Genomic DNA, 24453 nt, shown 5'->3' on the forward strand with positions numbered 1-24453 from the left:
GTAGGGGGAAATCAGATGACAGTTTCACTTTTTATTGATGTTGCATGTAAGACCGGGGAATCACCGGTGTATGACGCTAAAACCAAACGATTTTATTTCGTCGATATTCCGGGCAAGCTTCTTTTTTCATATGACTTAACGACAGAGGCTTTAAAACCGTACCAAGTACCAAGTGCCATCACATCGATCGCTTTGACGGATGCGCCGGATTTCCTTCGTGTCACGTCGGCACATGGTTTCGGAACGTTTGATTTAAAGGAAGGACACCTCTCACTGGAAACCCAATTGACGCTTCCTGACTCCGACCGGATGAATGACGGGAAACTTGATCCATCGGGTCAGTATGTGGCCGGAAGTATCAATGAAGAGGACGGCGAGACCGCTTCCCTCTATCGTCTGCGTCATGACGGTTCCGTCGATGTCCTCCTCGAAAACTTAACGAACTCGAACGGACTCGTTTGGTCCGAGGACGGTAAGACACTCTATCACATCGATACGCCGACGAAAAAAGTCTATGCCTTCGACTATGCTGCGGATCAACCGTTGACAAACCGCCGGGTGGCCATCGACTTAGAGGACGAAGACGGTTTCCCGGATGGTATGACCAAAGACACGGAAGGTCATGTCTTCATCGCCCATTATGCCGGATCATGCTTAACACGCTGGAATCTTGAAACCGGTGAAAAACTCGCCCAGATTGATTTCCCGGTTTCGAACCCGACTTGTCCGATTCTGTACGAAGACCGTCTACTGGTCACGACAGCAGCAGACGGGGACGATTCCGAACATGCCGGAGCCGTTTTCGAAGTGACGTATTAACACATTTGCTCCCTCACGAGAGGGAGTTTTTTTGTAGACGTCTGTACTAAAACAGGCGATACTAAAACAGAAGTGTATATTATGACGAGGGAGTGTAATCGGATGCATATTTCGACGATCGAACGACTTCATCAACTGCAAACAACGCCGTCCTTCTTCCCGGTCAACTGTTACTTATTTGAAGAAGCGGACAGCCTCACCCTGATTGATACGGGGATTTCACTGAATGCCAAAGCGATTTATTCCGTCATCAAGTCGTTTGACAAACCGTTACAGTCCATCATCCTGACTCATGCGCATGCCGATCACGTCGGATCCCTTGATTTTTTAGCAAGTGCTTTCCCGCTTGCCGAAGTCTCGATCAGTTACCGGGATGCGGCTCTCCTCAGCGGGGATGAGTCGTTGCGCGAAGGCGAGACGACACCGCTGAAAGGCGGCATTCCAAAAAACATCAAAACCCGTCCGGACCGGTTGCTCGAAAGCGGTCAACAGATCGGCAGTTTAAGTGTCATTGCTTCTCCGGGACACACACCGGGTTCCATCTCCCTTTGGCATGAAGGCAGTCGGACGTTGATTGCCGGTGACGCTTTCCAAACTCAGGGTGGTCTGGCGGTTTCGGGGGACACGCGTTGGCAGTTCCCCTTCCCGTCACTTGCGACCTGGGATAAGGAAGTCGCCCTCCAATCGGCACATCAGTTGACGGAATTGACACCGGACGTCCTGGCAGTCGGTCACGGACCGCTCGTCGTCGCACCAAGCTTCGATATGCGCCAGGCAGTCGACCGGTTCGAACAGCTCTTATCCTCGAAAAAGCGCAACGGTTATACGTAAAAAAATCAGCTGGTTCAAAAAAATCCGGACATTTCCTGCTCCTCATTTAGAAATGAAGAGTAGAAGATGTCCGGATTTTTTCTGTTGACCGTCGCCGCCAGTTAAGGCATCTCATATTGGTACAATCGGGCTTCGTACGGTGCCAATCGATTGATGTCCGCGGTCTCATAATTCGTCAGAATCAACTGTTCTTCCGGTAAACCAAACGTCGTCGTCACCGGTTCATCATGGACGTTCAAGACGATCCGCCAAACCACTCCGCCCAGGACCCGTTCATAGACATACAGGTACGGATCCTGAATCGCCAGATCACGATAACCTCCGTAAACCATGACCGGATGAGTCTTCCGTAAATCAATCAGTTGCCGGTAAAACACCAGCACGGAATGCGGATCCTGTTCCGCTGTTTCGACGTTGATGTCACGGTAGTTCGGATTGACCGTCATCCATGGCGTCGCTGCGGTGAATCCGGCTGCTTTGCCGGTATTCCACTGCATCGGTGTCCGTGAATTATCTCGCGCCCGCAACTGCATCGAGGACAGGACGGTTCCGGGTGATTCGCCGGCGGCAATCCGTTCGGCGTATTGATTCCGAAATGCGACGTCCTGATAAGACTCGGGATCAGAAAAACGAATGCCGGTCATGCCGATTTCTTCACCCTGATAAATGTACGGGATGCCCGGTAACGTGTGCAGCATCAAGCCCAGTAGCTTGGCACTTTCGACACGATACCGTTCGCTTCCGAACCGGGTCACCTGACGGGTGTGGTCATGGTTATTCAAAAACTGTGACGCGACTCCGCTCGGATAAAGCGCTTCGTACCAGCGCTTCTGGATTTGTTTGAAGCGCGGTAAATCCATCGTCTCCATGTCATCCGCGACTTCGAAGTGAAACAGCGTCCGCAACTCATTCCGTTCCTCACCGACATACAGTAACCCGTCTTCCGGGCCGACGAACGGAATCTCACCGACGGTAAAGAGATCGGTTCCCGCCAGTACTTCCTGGTGCATCTCCTGCAAGAATTCATGAATGCCCGGCTGGTTCCCTAAGTAGGATAAATTCAGAGGATCTGCGACATCATCATACGTCGCCCGTTTCTTGATCAGGTTGATGACATCCATCCTGAAGCCGTCGATTCCTTTCTCGGCCCACCACCGCATCATCGTATACACAGCCTGCCGGACTGCAGGATGTTCCCAGTTCAAGTCCGGTTGCTCCGATGCAAAGGAATGGAAGTAATACTGCTGGCGTGTCTCATCCCACGTCCAAGGGCTCGGCGCAAAATACGACCGCCAATTGTTCGGCGGTGTTCCTTTGACCCCGTCCCGCCAAATGTACCAATCGGCTTTCTCGTTTGTCCGACTGCTGCGGGATTCTTTAAACCACGTGTGTTGATCACTCGTATGATTGACGACCAAATCAAGAATCAGTTTCAGTCCCCGTTCATGGGCGGACGCAATCAGTTCTTCCAGATCCGACATCGTTCCCGCCTTCGGCATAATCGAGTAATAATCCGAAATGTCGTATCCGTTATCGACATCCGGTGATGTATAACAGGGATTTAACCAGATGACATCGACACCAAGGGAAGCGATGTAATCGAGTTTTTCAATTACTCCGCGTAAATCGCCCATCCCGTCTCCGTTCGAATCTTTAAAACTGCGCCAATACACTTGATAGACAACGGCTTCTTTCCACCAGGCCCGATTCATCCCATCAGCTCCTTTGTGATTCAATCGTATTCTAGTTCAGTGTATCAAAAACACGAAAGCCATCGGTTCTTTTTCCCAATTATCAGCAATTATTAAAAAACTCTTTTCTTTTTTCTGAAAATTCGTTATCCTTGACGACAATACCCAACAAGGAGGAAGACAGATGAAACATTTCGCCCCATCGATTGCGATTGATCGGTTACCCGCTCCGGTCTTCGCCGAGCTCGCCCAGCGGATCGGTGCCGTCAAGGCTGCTGGTCATGACGTCATCACGCTTGGTCAGGGAACACCGGATCAGACGACACCCGTACATATTCTGGATGCCTTGAAAGAAGCAATCAATGACGCTTCAAACCTCCAGTACCCGCCATTTCGCGGACACGATTTCCTCAAACAGGCTGTCGCGGATTTTTATCAGTCAGAGTTTGGCGTAAACATCGATCCGGCCTCTGAAGTCGCCATTTTGCTCGGCAGCAAAGCCGGTATCGTCGCTTTACCGCAAACGATCGTCAATCCCGGTGAAGGTGTCATTGTTCCTGATCCCGGATACCCGGATTACTTATCCGGCGCCGCCCTTGCCGGAGCTTACCCGATCACATTGCCGCTCCTTGCGGAAAATGCTTTTTTACCTGACTACACGTTACTTGATACGACAGATGTCGAACGGGCCCGGATGTTGTTCCTCAACTACCCGAGCAATCCGACCGGGGCGACGGCAACAGCGGAAGCCTTCGAGCAAACGGTTTCCTTCGCTGATGCGAACGACATTTGCGTCGTCCACGACCTCGCCTACGGCGGAATCAGCTTCGACGGTCCGACCCGCAGTTTCCTCCAGACGGAAGGCGCAAAAGACGTCGGAATCGAACTGTTTTCATTATCGAAACGTTTTAACATGTCCGGTTTCCGAATCGCCTTCGCCATCGGGAATCCGTCCGTCATCGCAAGTATCGAGACGTACCAGGAACACTTATACGTCAGTGCTTTCACACCGATTCAACAGGCAGCAACCGTCGCTCTTTCAAGCGATCAGACGTGTGTCCGCGAACTGAGCGCTCTGTATGAAGCGCGGCGTGATGCCTTGTTCGGCAAGTTACAGGAAATCAGTTGGGACGGACCGATCCCGGGCGGTTCGTTCTTCGTCTGGTTGCCGGTCCCGTCCGGCTACACGTCCCAAAGCTTTACCGATCACCTGCTCGACGAAGCGCATGTCGCCGTTACACCGGGACATTTCTTCGGCGAATACGGGGAAGGTTACGTCCGGATCAGCCTGATTGCTGACGCCGAACGACTCGTCGAAGCAGCTGAACGGATTGGTCAATTGAATCTGTTTCGCCAGACCGTTGCGGAATAATTCTGAAAAAACGTTTGACAAATGGGAATGATTTCCGTTACAGTAAGTCCCAACAGCATATCTACTTATCGAGAGCGACCGAGGGATTAGGCCCAACGACGTCCGGCAACCACCTTTAAGGAACGGTGCCACATCCTACAGAATGTTTCATTCTGAGAGATAAGTTACGAAATCTTACACTTCGTCGCTTTTTTCTGGTTGCTCTTAACTGGAAAAAGGCGATTTTTTTGTATAGGGAGGAAACGACAGATGATTGAATTTAAAGGGATCACTAAACGGTTCGTTCGTGACCGGACACCCATTTTTGCCTTACGTGACGTCAATTTAACGATTCAGCAAGGTGAAATCTTTGGCATCATCGGTGAATCCGGTGCCGGAAAAAGCACCCTGCTCCGTCTGATCAACGGACTGGAGACACCGACACAAGGAACGGTTAAAGTATCGGGCACTAATCTGTCCGGCCTCTCCAAAGGCAGCTTACGTGAACTGCGTTTGAACATCGGGATGATCTTTCAACACTTCCAATTGATTCAATCCCGGAACGTCGCCGATAATATCGCCTTCGCCTTAAAGGCTGCCGGCGTCAAACGGACTGACTTCCCGCAACGGATCAAAGAGCTCGTCTCCCTGGTCGGACTCGAAGGCTTCGAGACGAATTTCCCGAGTCAGCTCAGCGGCGGTCAAAAGCAACGGGTCGGGATTGCCCGCGCCCTTGCGAATAATCCGAGTGTCCTGTTATGTGACGAAGCGACGTCCGCTCTTGATCCGGTCACGACGCTGCAAATTCTCGAACTGCTGAAAGACTTGAATGAACGGCTTGGCCTGACGATCATTCTCATTACCCATGAAATCGATGTCGTCAAACAGATTTGTCACCGGGTTGCCGTCATGGCGCAAGGTGAAGTCGTTGAAGTCGCCCGTACATACGACCTGTTCAGTCAGCCGGCACATGATGTCACGAAACATTATGTCGATACGGCACTCCAGATCGAGTTACCGGAACGGATCTTGCGAACGACACCGGGAAAAATTATCCGCCTGCAATTCACAGGTGAAAAGACCGGTGAAAGTACGTTATCGGAAGCAATTAAACAGTTTGATATTTCCGTCAGCATCCTCCACGGTAAGGTCGACTATATCCAGAACGTCGCTTTCGGAGTGCTGATTGTCAGTTTGACCGGTCCGACCCTTCACGTGAACCGCTCCTTGACGTGGCTCGAAGAACAACTTCACACGCTTGAGGTGATCCAGGATGTGGCTTGAACGGATTGAAACCATGTTACCGGATCTTGCGAAAGCGTTAGCGGAAACGGCTTTGATGGTCGGAATCTCACTCGGCTTCGCCCTCATCATCGGGATTCCACTCGGGATCTTACTGTTCATCACGGACCGGGGACTATTTTTCCAAAACGTCGTCGTTCGCAGCATCTTGGACTTTTTCGTTAATATCGTCCGTTCGTTACCGTTCATCATCCTGCTCGTCGCGTTGATTCCGCTGACACAACTGTTACTCGATAATACAATTGGACCGACTGCTGCTTCCGTCAGCCTGAGTGTCGCCGCCATTCCGTTTCTCGCCCGACTGGTCGAGACATCGCTCCGTGAGATTCCACCGGGATTAATCGAAGCAGCAGAAGCCTGTGGTGCGACACCGTTTCGGATCATCATCAGTGCACTCTTACCGGAAGCCCTTCCCGGCATCATTCAAGCCGTCACTTTGACGACCATCAGTCTGATCGGATTTTCCGCCATGGCCGGTATCGTCGGTGGTGGCGGCGTCGGTGACCTGGCCATCCGCTTCGGCTATTACCGGTACGACAATGTCGTCATGATTGTGACGATCGTCGTCCTCGTTATCATTGTTCAAAGTATTCAAGGGCTCGGCAATGTTTTGGCCCGTCGTGCTGATAAGCGTTAACCAAAAATAGAGAATCGTAAGGGAGAGAATGAATATGAAAAAACGTTATGCCTTTTTAGCAACAGGACTACTCGGAGCCGGTATTCTTGCCGGTTGCGGCGACAGCAGCGCCAAAGAAGACAACAAATCGATCAAGATCGGGGCAACGAGCGGACCTTACAGCGACATGGTCAAAGAAGCGATCCAACCCGGGCTTGAAAAGAAAGGCTACGACGTCGAAATCGTCGAGTTCGGGGATTATATTCAACCGAACATCGCACTTGGCAGTGGCGACATCGACGCCAACTTGTTCCAACACTCGATCTACCTGAAGACATTTGCGAAGGAAAAGAACCTCGACCTTAAAGGACTGATTACTGTCCCAACGGCGCCGATGGGTTTATACAGCAAATCCTATAAATCGCTGGATGACGTCAAGACGGGAGCTGAAGTCGCGACACCAAACGATCCAACGAACCAGGCCCGGGCACTGAACCTGCTCGCTGACCAAGGTTGGATTGAACTGAAAGCCGACGTGGATCCGTTGACAGTCTCCGAAAAAGATATCGTCAAAAATCCGAAGAAACTGGTCATCAAACCGCTCGAAGCTGCCCAACTGCCGCGTGCCATTGACAGTGTCGATATTTCTGCCGTTCCGGGAAACTTTGCGTTAGCCGCGAAGTTTGATTTACTGGATGCACTGGCACTCGAAAAAATGGACGAGCAGTACCGGAATCTGGTCGCTATCAAAACATCGAATGCCGATAAACAACTGGCGAAAGATTTGACGGCTGTCGTCAAATCGGATGACTTTAATAACGTTATCGAAAAATCATTCAAAGGATTCAGTAAACCGGACTGGGCAAACTAACATAACTCTTTTTGTATATCAGTTTATCTAAAAATGATATAAAACCCCTGAAATAGCTGCCTCCCTTTACAAAAAAGAGGTGGAACGGTTTCAGGGGTTTTCCATTGAATGATGACTCTTGGAGAAGTCACGTCTTCCGCTCGACTTCTACGGGAAAAGGAAGCTTCGCTTCCGTCAGGAACAGGCGAGACCCGGTCATCAAACAATGACCGCGGCTTGCGTTCCGCCCGAGAAAAGCGAGCTGAGAAGACAAGGCTTCGTCAATCAAAAGCCTTCTCTCATTTTTCAAGATAGGATTTAACTCTAGGTGGTGCGTCATCCATCTACAGATTGATTCACACAAAAGAACCCCAATTTCTCTTTCGCGAAATCGGGGTGATACGTATATTTTCGTTTTAAATGTTACTTCAGGGCGTCCGGAAATTAATCGTAAAGTACGGTGCATTGTCACGGAACGCGACACCGGTATCCGCCTGTTCGAAGGTCTTGTTCATGATGTTATCACGGTGTCCTTTGGAGTTCATCAAGCCCCAGTGCGCTGCAAAGACATTCGGATAGCCCATCGACAGATTTTCTCCGGCTGCCGAGAAGCGGATTCCGTTTTCTTTCATCCGGTCAAACGGATCACGCCCTTCCGGATCGGTATGAGAGAAGAAATTATTCTTCGCCATGTTCTCACTGTGCGCGCGCGTGATCGGTTTTAAAGTACTGTACGGCGTCAGTGCTCCGAGGTTATAATCGGCCCGGTCCCAGTTCATCAAACGCAACATCAGCTTCTCATCCGTCGTCCGCAAGGCAGTGGACGCCTTGCCGTAAAATCCACTCTTCTTCGCTTCGACCTCTTTCGGTATCGCGAGTGTCGCTTTGACTTTGTTGCCATCGTGCTGGTCAAAGAAGTAGGTCACATACCGATCCTTTTTTTCATAGACGGCGGCATGATCGAGATTCAGCAAATAGTTCGTATTGCCTTTCCGGTACGACTTGACGGCTTTCCAGCCTTTTTTCGCAAGGGTCGTTTCCGTGTCTTTATTTAAGACGGCCCCTTGCGTCGTCACACCGTTTTTCGAACGGTACTTTCCGTAATCCTTGCCGTCTTTCGTCAACGCCACGAACTCTTCCGTCGCCGTCCGTCTGACTTCCCAGTCATAACCCGGATATTCACTTGTATATCGATCAATCAGCGTTCCGCCGCTTTTCGGATAATCTGCTTCTGCTTGTTCCATCGGGGTATTTTCATAACTGAAGAAAGCGACCGCTGCTACTCCGAGTACTAACCACTTTTTCATCTGCTTGCCTCCTCGGTTCTTCTATTGACTTCATTTTAAAAGAAACCTGTCTGTTCGAACAGTCTAAGCTATCGTTTCAAGTGAAATCACACGATTCCCTGTTCCGCTTCACAGTTTTGACACATCTCAGATTTTTTGTGCAAAAGAGGTCTGACGTCTTTATTTATGGCATTCTCACACCATTATCATACATAAAATAAACTATTCTTTCCCTGTTGTTAAAATGTGTGAACATTCTTTTATTTTTATTCCCTTTAAATGTTGTTGCCGTTCCTGAAAACCCTCGCTATCATTAGAACTCGTAAGGAAAAAATAAGGAAATTCCATATAATATTCACTTCCAAAGGAGTATGCCATGATTCTACTTTATTTTATCTATGAATCGATTACGTTTTTACCGATTCAGCAGTATCTGTTTTCCGGATGGCTCATTTTAGTTTTGTTGACTGTCTCATTCAGTCTCGCTAATGCCCATGAAGAAGTCCATATCAGTCAACGGTTCGGTTTCGAACTCCTTGTCCCGGGTGTCGGTCATCTGTTACGCAAACAATTTCTTCCCGGTCTTGCCATTATCCTGTTATTGATCATCATTCATTTTACGTACATGTTCCGTGTCATCCCGTTAAACCTCGCGTTACTGCTTACCCTCACGATTAGTCTGCTGTCCTTTTTCTCACTCTTTATCCGAATACACAAAAAAGCGGACAATTAAGTCCGCTTTTTTTAATACAACTGCTTAGTATTTCGTTGTTTCTTTTAATTTGTAACCATTCGACAGTTCAAGCCAAATCGTTTTCCCTTTTTTCGTTTTCACCTGGATATACGGACGACCTTGAGAAACACGCAGTTCAAGTAAATCTCCTTGTTGATCGGCATGTGTTTCGCTTGCCTTGTCCCACTTCCCGGCAAGTTGACGCTCGATGAAGATATGCTTTCCTTTTTGAACAGCACGCCATTTTCCGATTTCTGCTTTACCATTTACTGCGACAGCACTTTCCATTCCTTGAATGGAGATGATGGCTGGATCGTGGTCACTCGCACTGCCGTCCGCTTCCATATAATCCGAGTTGATGTTGACGATATCAGACGATGTATACGGCTTCAGGTTTTTCGAAATCAAGACATGGTCGAGAACCTGTGCGTTTCCGTTATAGACGTAAGAATAACGTTCCGATTTCGGAAGATCATCCACTGTGTTCCAGAGGTTGTCCCCTTTTAAGATATCAAGTGTTTTCGAGAACTGGAAGTCATTCAAGTCACCCAGTACGACGACGTTCGAGTCTTTCACTTCTGTTTCCAGTTCATTGACGAAGTTTTGGACGATGCCAGCGATTGCGTGACGCTGAACTTCACTCTTACGAACGACCGGCTGGTTTTTACCGAAGTCCGCTCCATCGCCACCTTTTGAATTAAAGTGGTTGACGATGATGTGATACGATTCGCCTTTAAAGATGAATTCGCCGACGAGCGGTTTCCGTGAGCTGTCAAAGTTTGGATCGTTCGGTTGAATGCGACCCGGGTTGTTCGTCAGCTTACCGTTTTCAACGGCAACAGCTTCTGTCGCTGTTCCTTTTTCACCTGGTGCAAGTGAAACACGAGCCGGGTTGTATAAGAAACCGACACGGATATTTCCGCCCGGTTGTCCGCCGTCTTTTTTATCTTCCGGTGCGATATCCGTATACGCATAACGGACACCTGTTTTCGCTTCGATTGCTGTAATCAATGTCTCAAATGATTTCGATGCATCGACTGTGCCGCTGTCTGTCGCCCCATCGTTATCCTGCATCTCTGTCAAACCGACGATATCCGGTGTTTTCAGGAATGTCGCGATTCCTTCCGAGACACGGTCGACTTTTCCGGCATCCGCCGTTGAAGCAAAGTTTTCCACGTTATACGAAGCAACCGTCAAACGTGAATCGCCTGTTTCAATGTTCGTCGGTTGACGATCGACTTCACTTGTAATCAGTTTCGGTAAGTCTGCTGCTTTCGCTAACACTTTATACGCTGAGTAATTATAGCTCATGACTCCTTCGATTGTTCCTTCGAAACGGTCCCCTGATTTCGCGCGGTACGAGCTGCTGCCCATCTCGACGAACAGACGCTCCGGATTGGCATTATCCGCTGTCAGAATCGGTGTGCCGCGTTTCGTGTAGACTTTATCCGCTGTTTGCGTACGGACCGGAATCGTCCGGTTGGCCTGCGGTCCCGTGACGATGGCATTTGGAAGCGCGACACGCATTCCTTCGACACTTTCGTATAAATCGATTGCATCTTCAGCCGGATCAAACTCAGCAAATGAATCGTTGTCGATGACTTTCGTCGGAATCAAGACACCGTTTTCCCCGAGAACGATACTTGCCGGCAATCCTGAGTTCAATGCACCTTTAACAAGATTAACGGTACTGATTTCCGTCACCGCGAGATCCGTATCGAACTTGTCACTGTATCCGCCAAGCAACCATTCTTTGACGTATCCTGTAGTTGCGACAGTCTGTCCGACTGCTGCACCGTGGTTTTTCGCGTAGACCAGCACTCCTTCAGACGTTTTACTGTTGTTATCCGGATTTGGATCCTGCATGTAGAAGTTGTTGGCATCGACGATATATGTGACGACACCCGTCGTCCGGACAAGTTGATCCGCGTATGGTGATGTATGCGCGACTCCTTGAATGCTGCTGATTTTCGTGATTGGAGGTGCGATGTAGTATTTGAATGTCGAAACAGCAGACGTTTTTCCGTCTTTGACGGCCACTGCCTGAATCGTCATTTCTTCATTAATTGTAATCGGACCGGAGTAGACCGGACTTTCAGCAGTCGGTGTTGATCCGTCGACGGTATAGTGGATCGTACCTTCTCCGTTTAACGTCACTTGATCGCCGCGATCGACTTCTCCGACCGGTGACGCCGTCGGTGCGACTAAAATGTCTCCGGCTTCAGCAGCGTGCGTCCCGAGATTCGTTAACGTGTCGACCGGGAAGCTTGTCCATTGTGATGGTTCGTATGTTTTCGAACCGGCTGTTACGTTTGAGTTCCGAACGAGTGTCGTATCTTTCGCGAAATCAGCACTTGAGCCGACCGGACCGATAATATCGAGGACGACATCGCCTTTTTTCAAGGCAACAGGATCATTTCCGTTAAAGTTTAGTGAACCTGTTGTTTGCTGAGCTTTTCCTTTAATGTCTGCATTCGCACTTGAATTGGCAATGACAAATGTTTTTCCCGGCTCAAGCGTTCCCGACAGTGTAATTTTTGACTCCGTCGGTCCACCATTCGTATATTGAACAAGCGTGTAATCTGAAAGATTGATGATTTGACCCGAACCATTATAAATTTCAATCGCTTTGTTGTTGCTTGACCCCTCTATGTACTCGGACAAGATGACGCCTTCGCCTTCTGCCCCGACCGTAATGCCTGCTTGTGGAAGAATTCCTGCTGTTAATGCTCCGACCAATGCCCACTTCCCAAACGTACTGACGTTCTTCATGATGTTGACCCCCTATGAATTTTCTGACACTTCTTTATATTATCAGATTAATTCATGAATAGTGTATGTTTTATGTAAAAAAAGATGTTAATATTCGTAAAAGAATAACTTGTTAACGCTTACAAAAATTAATCATTCGTCTTTCAGGATGGAATGCTCAGCTTCCGTAGTCATATTTATGAAAAAACGGCATAAAAAAAACGCCTTTTCAGCGTGTCTGTTTTTTAGGTGTCATGAGAATCGAGGATACAGGTGATCAAAACACCTGAAACGACGAAAGCCCTACCTCTCTTTCGTTGTTACGGCTCCTTGGCCGCGCCAGCTGAATCAAGCGTTTTAGCAAGAATCAAGTTACGCGTTGGGTTGCGTATTTACTGGGATTTTTAGAATTTCGCTCGGAAATGAGCTGAAAAGTATCGAATGGAAGGTTTATCTTGCTGGGTCAACTTCTTCTCGTTCAACAGAAGAAGGACAAAATAAAAGCGATGACTTATGTCTGACTCATTTGTCAGTAAGGTCTAAAAATCCTGACCTGATTATTAAATTGTGTATTTTTGTGATGGATTCTCACATGAGTGATCATCCCCGATTCATGACAAAATTTAATATACCACGTTTTATTTTATAAAGTCAATCTTTTTTAAGAAACTTCTATTTTGGATACGGGTCCTTTTGTTGATTCATCTCCCGAACACCGGTATCGTTAAGGTTATCAAAAGACGACTGACTATTACTATAGAAGAAACGAGGTTTTAGAGATGGCGACGAATCGACTGATCAATGAAAAAAGTCCTTATTTACTCCAACACGCCACCAATCCGGTTGATTGGTATCCATGGGGGGAAGAAGCGTTTGCCGCTGCCCGTTCGGCGAACAAACCGATTTTCCTGTCGATTGGCTATTCGACCTGTCATTGGTGCCATGTTTTGGCACACGAAAGCTTCGAAGACGAAGAAACGGCCCGGATGCTGAATGACTGGTTCATCTCGATCAAAGTCGACCGGGAAGAACGACCGGATATCGATCAGATTTATATGACGGCGGCCCAACTGATGAACGGACAGGGCGGTTGGCCGCTCAGCGTCTTCATGTCCCCGGATCAGACACCTTTTTACATCGGTACCTATTTTCCGAAGACACCGCAATTCAACCGCCCGAGCTTCCGACAGGTTCTTTTGCAGCTCAGTGAACACTACCGGACCGATCCGGGCAAAATCAAACGGGTCGGACAGGAAATCATTCAGGCGTTAACGGCGGTCACGACCTTCGACTCAGAGGATCCACTGGATGAGGCATTGGTCCACGAGACATTTGATCAGGCAATGCGTCAGTTTGATGTGGAGAACGGCGGGTTTGGCACAGCTCCTAAGTTCCCATCGCCTTCGTTGCTGACTTTCCTGCTCGATTATTACCGGTTCGCAGAAGATGAGACCGCCTTGCAAATGGTCATGCGGACCTTAACCGCGATGCGGGATGGCGGAATCACCGATCACGTTGGATTCGGTCTTTACCGGTATACGGTCGATGAACGCTGGGAAATCCCGCATTTTGAAAAAATGTTGTATGACAATGCCTTATTTGCGACATTATGTATCGAAACGTATCAAGTATCGGGCAGAGAACGGTTTAAACAATATGCGGAAGAAATTTTTGCGTACATCGAACGCGATTTGTCCTCTCCGGACGGTGCGTTTTATTCGGCAGAAGATGCGGACAGCGAAGGTCGCGAAGGTCTTTTTTATACGTTCACATTCGATGAACTGACGGATTTACTCGGACAAGACGCCGTTTTCCCACTTCTCTATCAAGCCACGCCTCAAGGAAACTTCGAAGGGCGGATTGTTTTTCGGCGGACCGGTCAATCGATTCAGCAACTCTCGGCTGATCGAAATACCGCTGTCCAAGATATCCTGATCCAACTCGAGCAGGAGCGCCGGACCTTGTTGCTCTTCCGTAGTCAAAGGACCCGTCCGTTCCGTGACGATAAGGTCTTAACGTCTTGGAACGCCTTGATGATTTCTGCCTATGCGAAAGCAGGACGTGTTTTTAACGATGAGCGGTATACAGAGCGTGCCCGACAGGCTTTGACGTTCCTTGAGACCCATTTGATGGACGACGACCGGTTACACGTCCGGTACCGTCAAGGTCATATTCAAGGAAACGGTTATCTCGATGACTACAGTTTCTTGACGGAAGCTTATCTCGAGCTGCATCAAACGACACAGCACATCCCCTATCTCAAACAGGCAATCCGGCTGACAGAGCGGATGATCGGGGACTTCTCTGACGAAGACGGCAGCTTTTTCTTTACTTCATTTGAGGACGAGACGTTACTCATGCGGCCGAAAGATGTTTATGACGGCGTCAAACCGGCCGGTAACAGCACGGCTGTCTCGAATCTGCTTCGTTTATCCCAGCTGACAGGCCGGACCGACTACCGGGATCAGGCCCAGCGGAACTTCTCGACGCTTGCTTCCGAAATTAAATCTCAACCGACCGGTTTCGCCAGTCTTCTGAGTGTCTACACGCGGACGTTGATGGAACCAAAGGAGTTGATCTTGTTGACGGAATCTTACACGGACGTCGCCTCGTTTCTGACGCAGCTCCATCAGCGCCGCCTGCCTGAACTTTCACTGCTCGTCGGTTCAAAAACGGACTTGCTCGAAATCGCTCCATTCCTTGCCACGTACGATGCTCCGACTCGACAGGCGACAGCCTATCTTTGTCATGATTTTCAATGCGACCGACCGACGACTAATCTGTCGGAACTTTTTCAAAAAATCATGATATGACTTAATTCCCTTCTGTTTCCTAAAACAGAAGGGTTTTTAAAAAAACTAAACCCCTTTTTTCAAAAAAAATCTAAATATACTGTAGATAAATGTTTTATTGTCGATAGTAAGTATAGGCAAATTAATTTCACATCTTAGAATTGACATCCTAGAGCCCGAAACGTCTTCGGACGAATTCTAACTAGGAGGATACGATCTTTGAACACGACACTATTCACGAAACCCTTGAAGATGCTGGTCAGCTTTATCCTGGTCCTCGGCATATTTGTTTCTTACAGCCCTTCACTCGAAGCTGCGACGACCAAAGCAACGACCTACCGTCTGTCTGCCGATACTTATCTGTATGACAAGACGACATCTTCACGGAAACGCTTGTTGACGATCAAGACCGGAACTATCGTTTCATCCACGTATGAGTCGTCTTCTGGCTATTTCAGAAGAGTAGCATACGGCGGAAAAACGGGATATGTCGCGTCAAAATATCTAACAGCATTTGATCAAAAAGAAACGATTTCGGGACAACGGTTCCTCGTTTCGAAAAAGACGCCTCTTTATAAATCGGCGTCGGCGACAGCTCCTGTCATCACTACATTAAATGAACAGGATGCGTACTACAGCTCACAAAAAATCACGAATTCGGTTGGTGAAATCTTTTATCGCGTCAAGTATGACGGCAAGACGGTGTATGCGCGTGCCTTGAACGCGACCCCGATTGCCTATACGAAAATGTCAAAAACCGCGTTAAAGACGACAGACGGCTACATTCTCCGTCAATATGCCGGTACAGCCTATCCGCGGCAGGTTGTCGTTCCAACTGGGACTTCCCTGAAAACGACCGGACGAATCGGTGACTGGTACAATGTCACGTATGCAGGCAAATCAGGTTACATGCACAAAGGTGCGTTTGCCGGCTCTTCTAAACAAGAGGTAACAACGATTCCGGAAACCGCATTCCAGACGAAATCGGCTCTTGTCCTGTACGACACGACGGACGGAACAAAACGACCGCTTGTCACGATTCCAAAAGGAGCGATCGTCAAATCGACTGCCCGTTCTGGTCTCTATCACCGCATCACGTATGACGGCAAAACAGGTTATGTCTTGACTGCTGCTTTAAATGAATACACGGCGAAGGTCAAGTTAGCATCGTCACGCTTCCTGTTGTCGAACTCGGTTGAGATCAAAGCCACTCCGTTTTCATCCGGTGCGACACTTGCCAGCTTACAGACGGGTAACGTCTACTACACTACACAACTCGTGACGAACCCGCTTGGCGAGCAATGGCATAAAGTCTCAAAAGACGGCAAAACAGGTTATGTCAAAGTCAATCAGGGAAAAACGATCAAGTACTATACGGTCCACGATCTTTCTCTAAAGACAACGACAGCAACGGCATTACACTCGTACGCCGGACCTTCTTACGGTGTCATCAAAACGATTCCAGGCGGCACTATCATCAAAATCCAGGGACAAATCGGCAACTGGTATAAAGTCTCGTACGATGGAAAATCAGGTTACGCGTCAGGTACAACGTTTACAGACTACGTGACGACACAACCGATTCCAGAAACAGCTATCAAGCTTCAAACAGATGTCGCGATGAAAGCCGCACCGAAAGCAACTGCTGCCACAGTCACGACATTCAAGACGAATGATATCTATCAAACGAATCAACTCGTCACGAACGGCTCATCTAAATGGCACCGTGTGACAAAAGACGGTCAGACAGGATACGTCCCGGTCGACCAGGGAACACCCGTCGCTTATACTTCAGAGAATTTGGCGATGAAAGCAACAGAAACAACTTCACTGCGTACATATGCAGGCAATTCATATGCGACTGTTGCAACGATTTCAACGGGTACGAACGTTCAAGTCATCGGAAAAATCCAGGAGTGGTACAAGGTGTCAGCGAACGGGAAAACCGGTTATGTCGCTGCAGATACGATGACCGAATTGATTACGAAAAAGACCCTGCCTGCTTCACGGTTCGTTTTATCGAAGTCGGTCGATGTCAAGAAATCGCATCACTCGACAGCCGATACGTTTACGACGCTGGCGGCAAATGACGTCTACTACACGACACAACTCGTCACGAACGGCCGGTCGGAACAGTGGCACCGGATGACAATCGACGGAAAAACCGGTTACGTTCGCGTCAACCAGGGAACATCGATCGACTATCAGGCATTACCGGCTACAAAATATAAAACATCAGCTTCAACACCGCTCCGGTCATATGCCGGACCATCGTACGCTTCGGTCACGACCATTCCGAACGGAACAGTCGTCACGGTGACAGGAAAGATCGGCAACTGGATGAAAATCACCTATGCCGGTAAAAGCGGTTATGCAGCTGCTTCCACTTTGACGGAGTTCTCGGACACAACGACGATTGCAGAAGTCCGCTTCTTACTCGATGCTCCGGTCGCTGTCAAAAGTGATGCAAAAGATACGGCAACAACAATCGCCAACTTAAACAAAGGCAATGTCTACTCGACGAAAACCCTTGTCACGACATCCGTCAACGGACAGTGGCATCAAGTCACTGTCAACGGAAAAACAGGTTACATCAAACTCGGTCAACCGACTTCACCGATCGCTTATGAGCCGATTGAAAAATCATTCGTCCGGGCAACCGGTACGACTTCGCTCCGGTCTTACGTCGGGGATGCCTATCAGCTCGTCGCTTCCATTCCGGTGAACACGATTTTACCGGTCACCGGTAAAATCGGCAGCTGGTACGAAGTTTCTTATGAAGGGAAGACGCTTTATGCGTACAACGGAACCATGGTCATGACATCAGCCAAGCTGAACGTCTATAATTCGGTCGCCACTCCGTATACGTTTGACAGCTTCATCAGTGCCCAAATGAAACTGAATCCGCCACCGCAAACTGATTTATATGCTTCGAAACTGATGTATGTCAGTTCGGATTACGTTCGCCTCGGCGGTGCACTTGATCCTGTCAACGGAACGATTGCCACTGTCACGGCAACGACACCGCTGAACATACGCTCCGGTGCGACGACTGCCAGTCACGTCTATGGTCAGTTCAAACCGAACGTGATGATTAAGGTCTACCAAAACGTCAGCGGATTCTATACGACCTATCCGCGTGTCTATACATCGACTACACGCTATTCAACGATTTATTGGTTGAACGCTCTTGAAGCCGATGTCCGGAATGCGGCCGACCCGTTAAAAGTCGACCGTCAATCCTCTGCCTATTACCAGTTCCTTGATCTATCCAAATCAACAGGTGCTTCAGCCGCGACGCTGAACAATATCCTCGCGACAAAAGGAATCTTCGGTAAATGTACGACAGGCAGCTGCGGCCAAGCTTTCATCGATGCCGGTGCGAAGTATTCGGTCAACGAAGCGTACCTCATCTCACATGCTTTACTTGAGACAGGGAACGGGACGTCGAAACTTGCGACAGGCGTCATTTGGAACGGACGCACGGTCTACAACATGTACGGAATCGGCGCGTATGACTACGATGCCATCAATACAGGTGCTGCATATGCGTACAGCAAAGGATGGTTCACACCGGAAGCCGCCATCGTCGGTGGTGCTGAATTCATCAGTACGACATACATCCACAATGCTTACGATCAAAACACACTCTACAAAATGCGTTGGAGTCCGATGCGTCCCGGTGTTCACCAGTACGCGACGGATATGGGCTGGGCGGTCAAACAAACAACCCAAATCTACAAGCTGTATGAACAGATGGACAGCTATACGGCCGTCTTTGATATTCCAGTCTTTACGCGTTAAGAACTACAAAAAAATCCAGACACTGAATCAATCGATTCGTGGTCTGGATTTTTTTGTGTGCTTTGACCGCCACCATCTGACGGAAGACGTCCCCTGCATTTACGCGGAAGAGACACCCTGTCAGACTTGATCATCAGCGACGATTTGCAAATCAATGCCCCGGTTTTGGCGCATGATTTGATTGACGATCGAACCGCGCCGGATTTCCTGCCACCGGGTCCGTGCGGATTGACCGAGCACGATTTGTGTAATGCGGTGATGTTTTGCGGCCGCCGTGATGGTCTCCGCAATCGAACGTTCTCCTTGAATCCGAATTAAAACTTCTGCGTCAAACAGGGCACCACTTTCCCGTAACATCGCCAGTACTTCTTTTTGAAATGCCGGCAACTGGTTTTCCGGTTTGGGTAGAATCGTCAAGATATAGAGATCCGCTTTCATCCGGCTCGCCATCCGAAATCCACGATAGATTAACTTTCGCGCATTTTCATTCAACTGGACACAGACTAAAATTCGTTCCTGTAACAATGTCGGATCTTTTTCGATCAAGAGACGTGCTTGATACACTTGATCGTCGACTTCATCCGCGACCTGCCGGAGCGATAACTCCCGTAAGCTCGCTAAGTTTTGCAAGGAGAAAAAAGAATTTAAGCTCTGTTCAATCTTCTCTTTTTTATAGATTTTCCCGTGTTCCAACCGCTCGCGCAAGGTTTGCGGCGTCACGTCCACGAGTAGAATCTCATCCGCCTCCCCGAGGAAGGGATCCGGAATCCGCTCCCGGACTTCGACCCCTGTCATTTCTTTCACCTTAAACAGCAGGCTTTCGAAATGCTGGATGTTGACAGCCGAATAGACATTGATTCCCGCTTCAAGCAGGACAGAGACATCCTGATACCGTTTTTTCCGAACCGATCCCGGCGCATTCGTATGTGCCAGTTCGTCTATCAACACGATGTCCGGTTTGCGGGCAATGATCGCCTCGACGTTCACTTCAAGAAACACTTTCTCTTTATAGTGGACTTCGAGTAACGGCACCTGTTCGAGCCGCCCGATCATCTCTGCCGTATCCCGACGGCCGTGCGTCTCGATCAAACCGATGACGACATCCTTGCCTTCCCGGACCAACGCATGGGCATCCGCCAGCATCTTATACGTCTTCCCGACACCGGGAGCCGAGCCGATATACAGCTTCAGCTTTCCGCGTGTCATGATGGACTCCGATCAAGTTTCAGATTCAACATCAAAACGTTCACATATTGATTATTCCCTGCTTCCTGATCGATTAATCGCTGAACAGCATCACGCGAGAGATTTCGTTCGGTTGCAATCCGTTTGACCTGTGCCCGCGCATAGTCGAGCGAGATGTGCGGATCGAAGCCAGAACCGGATGTCACGCGGGCATCGTCCGGAAGCGAAGCGCCGTCCACCTGATTCTGTTTTTCGTATTCCGCCATCTGCTTGCCAAGCTCCGGGTTTGACGCGGCCAGGTTATCCCCGGCAGAAGCTCCCGCTAATTGATCCACCGCTGACGGACGTCCGTGAAAATACTGTTTCGACGTGAACGGTTGAGCGATCAATTCCGATCCGATGAATTTTCCGTTTTCCTGCAGCAAAGAACCGGCTGCTTTGTCCGGGACGAGTAACTGACCGAATAAGGTCAGCAAAGCGGGAAAGACAATCCCGCACAACGCGGTGACGAAAACCGTCACACGAATGGCCTGTTTCATGATTCTGTTCTCCTTATAGGATGCTTGCGAGCAAGACATCAATGATTTTAATGCCGATGAACGGGACGATGACGCCGCCGAGACCATAGATGAGTAAATTCCGACCAAGTAGCTGATCCGCTGTCATCGGTTTATACGAGACACCTTTCATCGCGAGCGGAATCAGCATTGGGATGATAATCGCGTTAAAGATCAAGGCCGAAAGAATCGCGGTCGTCGGCGAATCGAGTCGCATGATGTTGAGCAGTTCCATTTGGGGAATCGCGACCATGAAGATTGCCGGAATAATCGCAAAGTATTTCGCGACATCATTGGCAATCGAAAACGTCGTCAACGCGCCGCGTGTCATCAGCAACTGTTTCCCGATTTCGACGACTTCGATGATTTTCGTCGGATTGGAATCGAGATCAATCATGTTGGCTGCTTCTTTTGCTGCCTGTGTCCCGCTGTTCATCGCAAGACCGACATCGGCCTGAGCGAGCGCCGGCGCATCGTTCGTTCCGTCCCCCGTCATCGCGACCAGGTGTCCTGCGTCCTGCTCGCGTTTGATGACCCGGATCTTATCTTCCGGTGTACATTCGGCGACGAAGTCATCGACTCCGGCTTCCCGGGCAATCGTCGCTGCCGTCAATGGATTGTCGCCGGTACACATGACGGTTTTAATCCCCATCTCCCGCAGGCGGTCAAATCGTTCCCGCATGCCGGGTTTGACCGTGTCTTTCAAGTAAATGACACCTAAGATCGTCGAATCGATGGCAATGACGAGCGGCGTGCCGCCAAGACGGGAAATCTGCTCGACCGTTTCCTGAAGATTGCCGGGGATGTCTCCCCCTTGATCAACGACCCACTGTTGAATCGCTTGACCGGCCCCTTTTCGAACGCGGCGACCGTCTGCTAAATCAAGTCCCGACATCCGTGTTTCCGCGCGGAACGGAATGATTTCCGCACCTTGCAAACGGTCATGTTCGATCGTCATGTTTCGCAGTTCGGCAAGTTCCAGAACCGAGCGGCCTTCCGGTGTCTCGTCGGCAAGTGACGAGAGCGTCGCGCCGGCAAAGGCGGCTTCCGTCGTTGCGTCACCGACCGGTAAAATGTCAGATGCCATCCGGTTCCCGAATGTAATCGTTCCGGTTTTATCGAGGATAATCGTTTGGATATCTCCTGCCGCTTCGACCGCCTTCCCGCTCATCGCAATGACGTTGAACCGGGTCACCCGATCCATTCCGGCAATTCCGATTGCTGATAACAATCCGCCGATCGTCGTCGGAATCAAACAGACGAGCAGTGCAATCAGGATCGGACCCGATAAGCTGAATCCTAAATAATTCGTAAAGACAGGCAGTGTCATGACGACGAGTAAAAAGATCAGCGTCAAGCTTGTCAGTAAAGTCGACAGCGCCAACTCGTTTGGTGTTTTTTGCCGGCTTGCCCCTTCAACGAGCGCAATCATCTGATCGAGGAATGACTCGCCGGGATTGCTCGTGATCCGGACTTCAATTTCATCACTGACGACTAACGTTCCGCCGATGACGGACGAAAAATCGCCCCCTGCTTCTTTGATGACCGGTGCCGATTCTCCGGTAATCGCGGATTCATCAATCGATGCCAGACCTTTGATGATTTCCCCGTCCCCCGGTACATATTCACCGGTCCGGACAAAAACGATGTCGCCTTTACGCAGTGTTGCCGAGGACACGTTCTCGATCATTTGACCGACCCGTTTGCGTGCCATGACATCAGCTTTCGAGGCTTTCAAGGAATCTGCCTGCGCTTTCCCGCGTCCTTCCGCAATCGATTCAGCGAAATTCGCGAATAAGACGGTCAGGAACAGAATGATGCTGACGGCTAAGTTAAAGCCGCGCATCTCATCGATGAAAATCGTATAACCGATTGCCAGCAGGCAACCGATCCAGACGACGAACATGATCGGTTGTTTGACCATATGCATTGGATTTAGTTTTTTCAGGGCATCAAGTGTCGCTTGTTTCGCAATCGATGGATTGACAGTTGCTGTTGCTTCTTTTTCCGGAACGTTCGGTTTCTGCCCAGTAGGTTGATCTTTGATTGGTTCCATCATCTTTCATTATCTCCTGTTCACATCGTCAGCCAATCCGCGATAGGTCCAAGCACGAGCACTGGCAGGAATGTCAGTGCACCGACGAGTACGACCGTACCGAGGAAAACTGTACCGAAAAGTGGGGTATCTGTTTTAAACGAAAATTCATCCTGTGGAACAGCCGGTTTCGCTTTTAACGATCCGGCAATCGCAAGCATCAGGATTAACGGGATGTAACGACCAAAGAATAAGGCAAACGACGTCGAGACATTCCAGTAGACGTTCGCATCGCCAAGTCCTTCAAAGCCGGAACCGTTGTTGGCCGTCGCCGAGGTGAACTCATATAGAACTTGGGATAGACCATGGTAGCCGGGATTGGAAATCGCTCCGACACCCGGTGCGACGTACATCGAAATCGCGGTTCCGACCAGAATCAGAAACGGCGGAACGAGTAACGTAATTGCCATCAGCTTGACCTCAAACGTCTCGAGCTTTTTGCCGAGGAAGGTCGGCGTCCGCCCGATCAATAGTCCGGTCAGGAAGACCGCGACAAACGCATACAGCAGTACGTTCAGGAAACCGGCACCCGTTCCGCCGTAGACGACATTCAGCATCATGTTTCCGAGCTGGATTAATCCGGCAAGCGGATGAAGCGAATCGTGCATCGCATTGACAGCACCTGTTTCAGCCGCTGTCGTAATGGAACTGTACAAGACAGTTCCGACTTGACCGAACCGGAGTTCCTGACCGTGTGCGGTCGGATTCGCAAACAAACTGCCCGCCATCCCGAACGTCATCAGCATAAACAGGATGGTCATGACACCGAGGAAAAGGCGGCCTTGTTTTGCTGAGCCGATCAGTTTTCCGTAAGCGATTGGAAGTGACATCGGAATCAGCAGCATCAAAAACATCTGGATAAAGTTGACGTACTGGTTCGGGTTTTCAAACGGGTGGGCGCCGTTCGCCCCGAAGAATCCGCCACCGTTGTTCCCGAGCTGTTTAATGACTTCAAAAGCAGCGACCGGTCCGCGGTAAATCAACTGCTTCGCGCCTTCGAGTGTCGTCACCGTCACGGCACCGCCAAACGTCTGCGGGACGCCGAGTAAAATCAGCAACACGCCAAATACGAAAGACACCGGAAGTAGGACACGGATGATGAAACGAACGAAGTCCGCATAAAAGTTCCCGAGCGGCTGATTCGCCAGGCCGCGGATGACGGCGATGCAGACTGTAAAGGCCATCGTCGGTGCGACGAACAGCATCGTTCCGAGGACAAACGTCTGTGACAGATAGGATAATGCTTCACCGGAGTAATGCTGTTGATCCGTATTCGTCATGAAACTGATGGTCGTATGCAGGGCAGTCGACCAGTCAAGATTAGCGGCACCGTTCGGATTCAAAGGCAGGATGCCTTGAAAACGGAGTAACACGTATCCTCCGACGAAGAACAACAGATTGACGAGCAGCAGACTTTTCGCATAACCGACCCATGACTGGTCCTGTTTTCGTTCGTCGACGCCGAGCAACAACAAGAGTCGTCGTTCCACCTTACCGATCCAGTCGTTTTTTCGAATGGCCACAGGTGCAAAGACCGTTCCGATGTACCGTCCAAGCAAAACGGCCGCTCCCAGGGTGATGATCAGTAAAATCCAAAATTGAATTAAAAATTGAGTCCACATGATTTGTTTCTCCTATGCGATTAGAATTTTTCTGGATAAATCAAACAATAACTCAGATACAAAAAGACAACACAACCGGTAGCCAGCAAAAACCAGGTCATTTCCGGTCACCTGCCCGCCATTGAATCCGTTCAATCAAACCAATCATCAAAAACGAACTTCCGAAAA

At 49.4% G+C, this 24453-nt stretch carries 17 protein-coding genes and 1 riboswitch; of the genes, 9 read left to right on the forward strand and 8 right to left on the reverse strand.

The genetic code is table 11. The features are described 5' to 3' along the window. Window positions 1-15: 15 nt before the first annotated feature. On the forward strand, window positions 16-819 hold the full coding sequence (locus AC3IRK_RS13175; RefSeq protein WP_214767472.1) for an SMP-30/gluconolactonase/LRE family protein: 804 nt from the start codon (window positions 16-18) through the stop codon (window positions 817-819). A 102-nt stretch (window positions 820-921) separates the two neighbouring features. Beyond that, window positions 922-1650, forward strand: a complete 729-nt coding sequence (locus AC3IRK_RS13180; RefSeq protein WP_188004712.1) for an MBL fold metallo-hydrolase — start codon at window positions 922-924, stop codon at window positions 1648-1650. A gap of 101 nt (window positions 1651-1751) precedes the next feature. Here the strand turns inward: AC3IRK_RS13180 and AC3IRK_RS13185 are convergent, their stop codons facing one another. Continuing rightward, entirely contained in the window at window positions 1752-3362 is a 1611-nt protein-coding gene (locus tag AC3IRK_RS13185) for an alpha-glucosidase (RefSeq protein ID WP_214767466.1), read from the reverse strand. A gap of 163 nt (window positions 3363-3525) precedes the next feature. Between AC3IRK_RS13185 and AC3IRK_RS13190 the strand changes: the two genes are divergently transcribed. From AC3IRK_RS13190 to AC3IRK_RS13205, 4 genes are all read left to right on the forward strand, one after another. Continuing rightward, entirely contained in the window at window positions 3526-4713 is a 1188-nt protein-coding gene (locus tag AC3IRK_RS13190) for an aminotransferase class I/II-fold pyridoxal phosphate-dependent enzyme (protein ID WP_131972257.1), read from the forward strand. A 62-nt stretch (window positions 4714-4775) separates the two neighbouring features. Beyond that, window positions 4776-4879: riboswitch (SAM riboswitch) on the forward strand. 83 nt (window positions 4880-4962) lie between these two features. Continuing rightward, a complete protein-coding gene (locus AC3IRK_RS13195; protein ID WP_131972256.1) occupies window positions 4963-5976 on the forward strand; it encodes a methionine ABC transporter ATP-binding protein in 1014 nt (337 codons plus the stop codon). Beyond that, on the forward strand, window positions 5966-6631 hold the full coding sequence (locus AC3IRK_RS13200; protein ID WP_131972255.1) for a methionine ABC transporter permease: 666 nt from the start codon (window positions 5966-5968) through the stop codon (window positions 6629-6631). Before AC3IRK_RS13195 ends, AC3IRK_RS13200 begins: the two co-directional genes overlap by 11 nt. A gap of 34 nt (window positions 6632-6665) precedes the next feature. Further along, a complete protein-coding gene (locus AC3IRK_RS13205; protein WP_012371407.1) occupies window positions 6666-7481 on the forward strand; it encodes a MetQ/NlpA family ABC transporter substrate-binding protein in 816 nt (271 codons plus the stop codon). A 127-nt stretch (window positions 7482-7608) separates the two neighbouring features. Here the strand turns inward: AC3IRK_RS13205 and AC3IRK_RS13210 are convergent, their stop codons facing one another. Next, window positions 7609-7749, reverse strand: coding sequence for a hypothetical protein (locus tag AC3IRK_RS13210; protein WP_165871604.1), 141 nt, complete (start codon window positions 7747-7749; stop codon window positions 7609-7611). A 139-nt stretch (window positions 7750-7888) separates the two neighbouring features. Next, window positions 7889-8767 (reverse strand): CAP domain-containing protein, encoded by an 879-nt coding sequence (locus AC3IRK_RS13215; protein WP_188004715.1) that lies wholly within the window; start codon window positions 8765-8767, stop codon window positions 7889-7891. Between the two features lie 355 nt (window positions 8768-9122). Between AC3IRK_RS13215 and AC3IRK_RS13220 the strand changes: the two genes are divergently transcribed. Beyond that, window positions 9123-9479 carry a hypothetical protein gene (locus tag AC3IRK_RS13220; protein WP_012371409.1) on the forward strand — a complete coding sequence of 119 codons (357 nt, stop codon included), beginning with the start codon at window positions 9123-9125 and terminating at the stop codon, window positions 9477-9479. Between the two features lie 24 nt (window positions 9480-9503). Here the strand turns inward: AC3IRK_RS13220 and AC3IRK_RS13225 are convergent, their stop codons facing one another. Then, window positions 9504-12251 carry a DUF8508 domain-containing protein gene (locus AC3IRK_RS13225; RefSeq protein ID WP_426354075.1) on the reverse strand — a complete coding sequence of 916 codons (2748 nt, stop codon included), beginning with the start codon at window positions 12249-12251 and terminating at the stop codon, window positions 9504-9506. Window positions 12252-13009: 758 nt separating this feature from the next. Here AC3IRK_RS13225 and AC3IRK_RS13230 point away from each other — a divergent pair. After that, window positions 13010-15043 carry a DUF255 domain-containing protein gene (locus AC3IRK_RS13230; protein WP_131502302.1) on the forward strand — a complete coding sequence of 678 codons (2034 nt, stop codon included), beginning with the start codon at window positions 13010-13012 and terminating at the stop codon, window positions 15041-15043. 198 nt (window positions 15044-15241) lie between these two features. Beyond that, complete coding sequence (locus AC3IRK_RS13235) at window positions 15242-18826, forward strand: SH3 domain-containing protein (RefSeq protein ID WP_489170062.1); 3585 nt, start codon at window positions 15242-15244, stop codon at window positions 18824-18826. 120 nt (window positions 18827-18946) lie between these two features. Here the strand turns inward: AC3IRK_RS13235 and AC3IRK_RS13240 are convergent, their stop codons facing one another. The 4 genes from AC3IRK_RS13240 to kdpA are packed head-to-tail and all read right to left on the reverse strand — an operon-like array spanning window position 18947 to window position 24285. Further along, complete coding sequence (locus AC3IRK_RS13240; protein ID WP_489170063.1) at window positions 18947-20032, reverse strand: universal stress protein; 1086 nt, start codon at window positions 20030-20032, stop codon at window positions 18947-18949. Next, complete coding sequence (locus AC3IRK_RS13245; RefSeq protein WP_489170064.1) at window positions 20029-20550, reverse strand: potassium-transporting ATPase subunit C; 522 nt, start codon at window positions 20548-20550, stop codon at window positions 20029-20031. Before AC3IRK_RS13245 ends, AC3IRK_RS13240 begins: the two co-directional genes overlap by 4 nt. Window positions 20551-20563: 13 nt before the next feature. Next, complete coding sequence (gene kdpB / locus AC3IRK_RS13250; RefSeq protein ID WP_489170065.1) at window positions 20564-22627, reverse strand: potassium-transporting ATPase subunit KdpB; 2064 nt, start codon at window positions 22625-22627, stop codon at window positions 20564-20566. A gap of 17 nt (window positions 22628-22644) precedes the next feature. After that, entirely contained in the window at window positions 22645-24285 is a 1641-nt protein-coding gene (kdpA, locus tag AC3IRK_RS13255) for a potassium-transporting ATPase subunit KdpA (RefSeq protein ID WP_131972242.1), read from the reverse strand. Window positions 24286-24453 lie beyond the last annotated feature (168 nt).

The sequence above is a fragment of the Exiguobacterium sp. GL_137 genome (assembly GCF_057834585.1).

What these genes read in the sequence shown, in the direction of transcription:
- AC3IRK_RS13240 (WP_489170063.1), bottom strand. Translation starts at nt 20,032, where the DNA reads ATGACACGCGGAAAGCTGAAGCTGTATATCGGCTCGGCTCCCGGTGTC.
- kdpA (WP_131972242.1), bottom strand. Translation starts at nt 24,285, where the DNA reads ATGTGGACTCAATTTTTAATTCAATTTTGGATTTTACTGATCATCACC.
- AC3IRK_RS13230 (WP_131502302.1), top strand. Translation starts at nt 13,010, where the DNA reads ATGGCGACGAATCGACTGATCAATGAAAAAAGTCCTTATTTACTCCAA.
- AC3IRK_RS13190 (WP_131972257.1), top strand. Translation starts at nt 3,526, where the DNA reads ATGAAACATTTCGCCCCATCGATTGCGATTGATCGGTTACCCGCTCCG.
- AC3IRK_RS13225 (WP_426354075.1), bottom strand. Translation starts at nt 12,251, where the DNA reads ATGAAGAACGTCAGTACGTTTGGGAAGTGGGCATTGGTCGGAGCATTA.
- AC3IRK_RS13215 (WP_188004715.1), bottom strand. Translation starts at nt 8,767, where the DNA reads ATGAAAAAGTGGTTAGTACTCGGAGTAGCAGCGGTCGCTTTCTTCAGT.
- AC3IRK_RS13245 (WP_489170064.1), bottom strand. Translation starts at nt 20,550, where the DNA reads ATGAAACAGGCCATTCGTGTGACGGTTTTCGTCACCGCGTTGTGCGGG.
- AC3IRK_RS13205 (WP_012371407.1), top strand. Translation starts at nt 6,666, where the DNA reads ATGAAAAAACGTTATGCCTTTTTAGCAACAGGACTACTCGGAGCCGGT.
- kdpB (WP_489170065.1), bottom strand. Translation starts at nt 22,627, where the DNA reads ATGATGGAACCAATCAAAGATCAACCTACTGGGCAGAAACCGAACGTT.
- AC3IRK_RS13180 (WP_188004712.1), top strand. Translation starts at nt 922, where the DNA reads ATGCATATTTCGACGATCGAACGACTTCATCAACTGCAAACAACGCCG.
- AC3IRK_RS13195 (WP_131972256.1), top strand. Translation starts at nt 4,963, where the DNA reads ATGATTGAATTTAAAGGGATCACTAAACGGTTCGTTCGTGACCGGACA.
- AC3IRK_RS13220 (WP_012371409.1), top strand. Translation starts at nt 9,123, where the DNA reads ATGATTCTACTTTATTTTATCTATGAATCGATTACGTTTTTACCGATT.
- AC3IRK_RS13200 (WP_131972255.1), top strand. Translation starts at nt 5,966, where the DNA reads ATGTGGCTTGAACGGATTGAAACCATGTTACCGGATCTTGCGAAAGCG.
- AC3IRK_RS13185 (WP_214767466.1), bottom strand. Translation starts at nt 3,362, where the DNA reads ATGAATCGGGCCTGGTGGAAAGAAGCCGTTGTCTATCAAGTGTATTGG.
- AC3IRK_RS13175 (WP_214767472.1), top strand. Translation starts at nt 16, where the DNA reads ATGACAGTTTCACTTTTTATTGATGTTGCATGTAAGACCGGGGAATCA.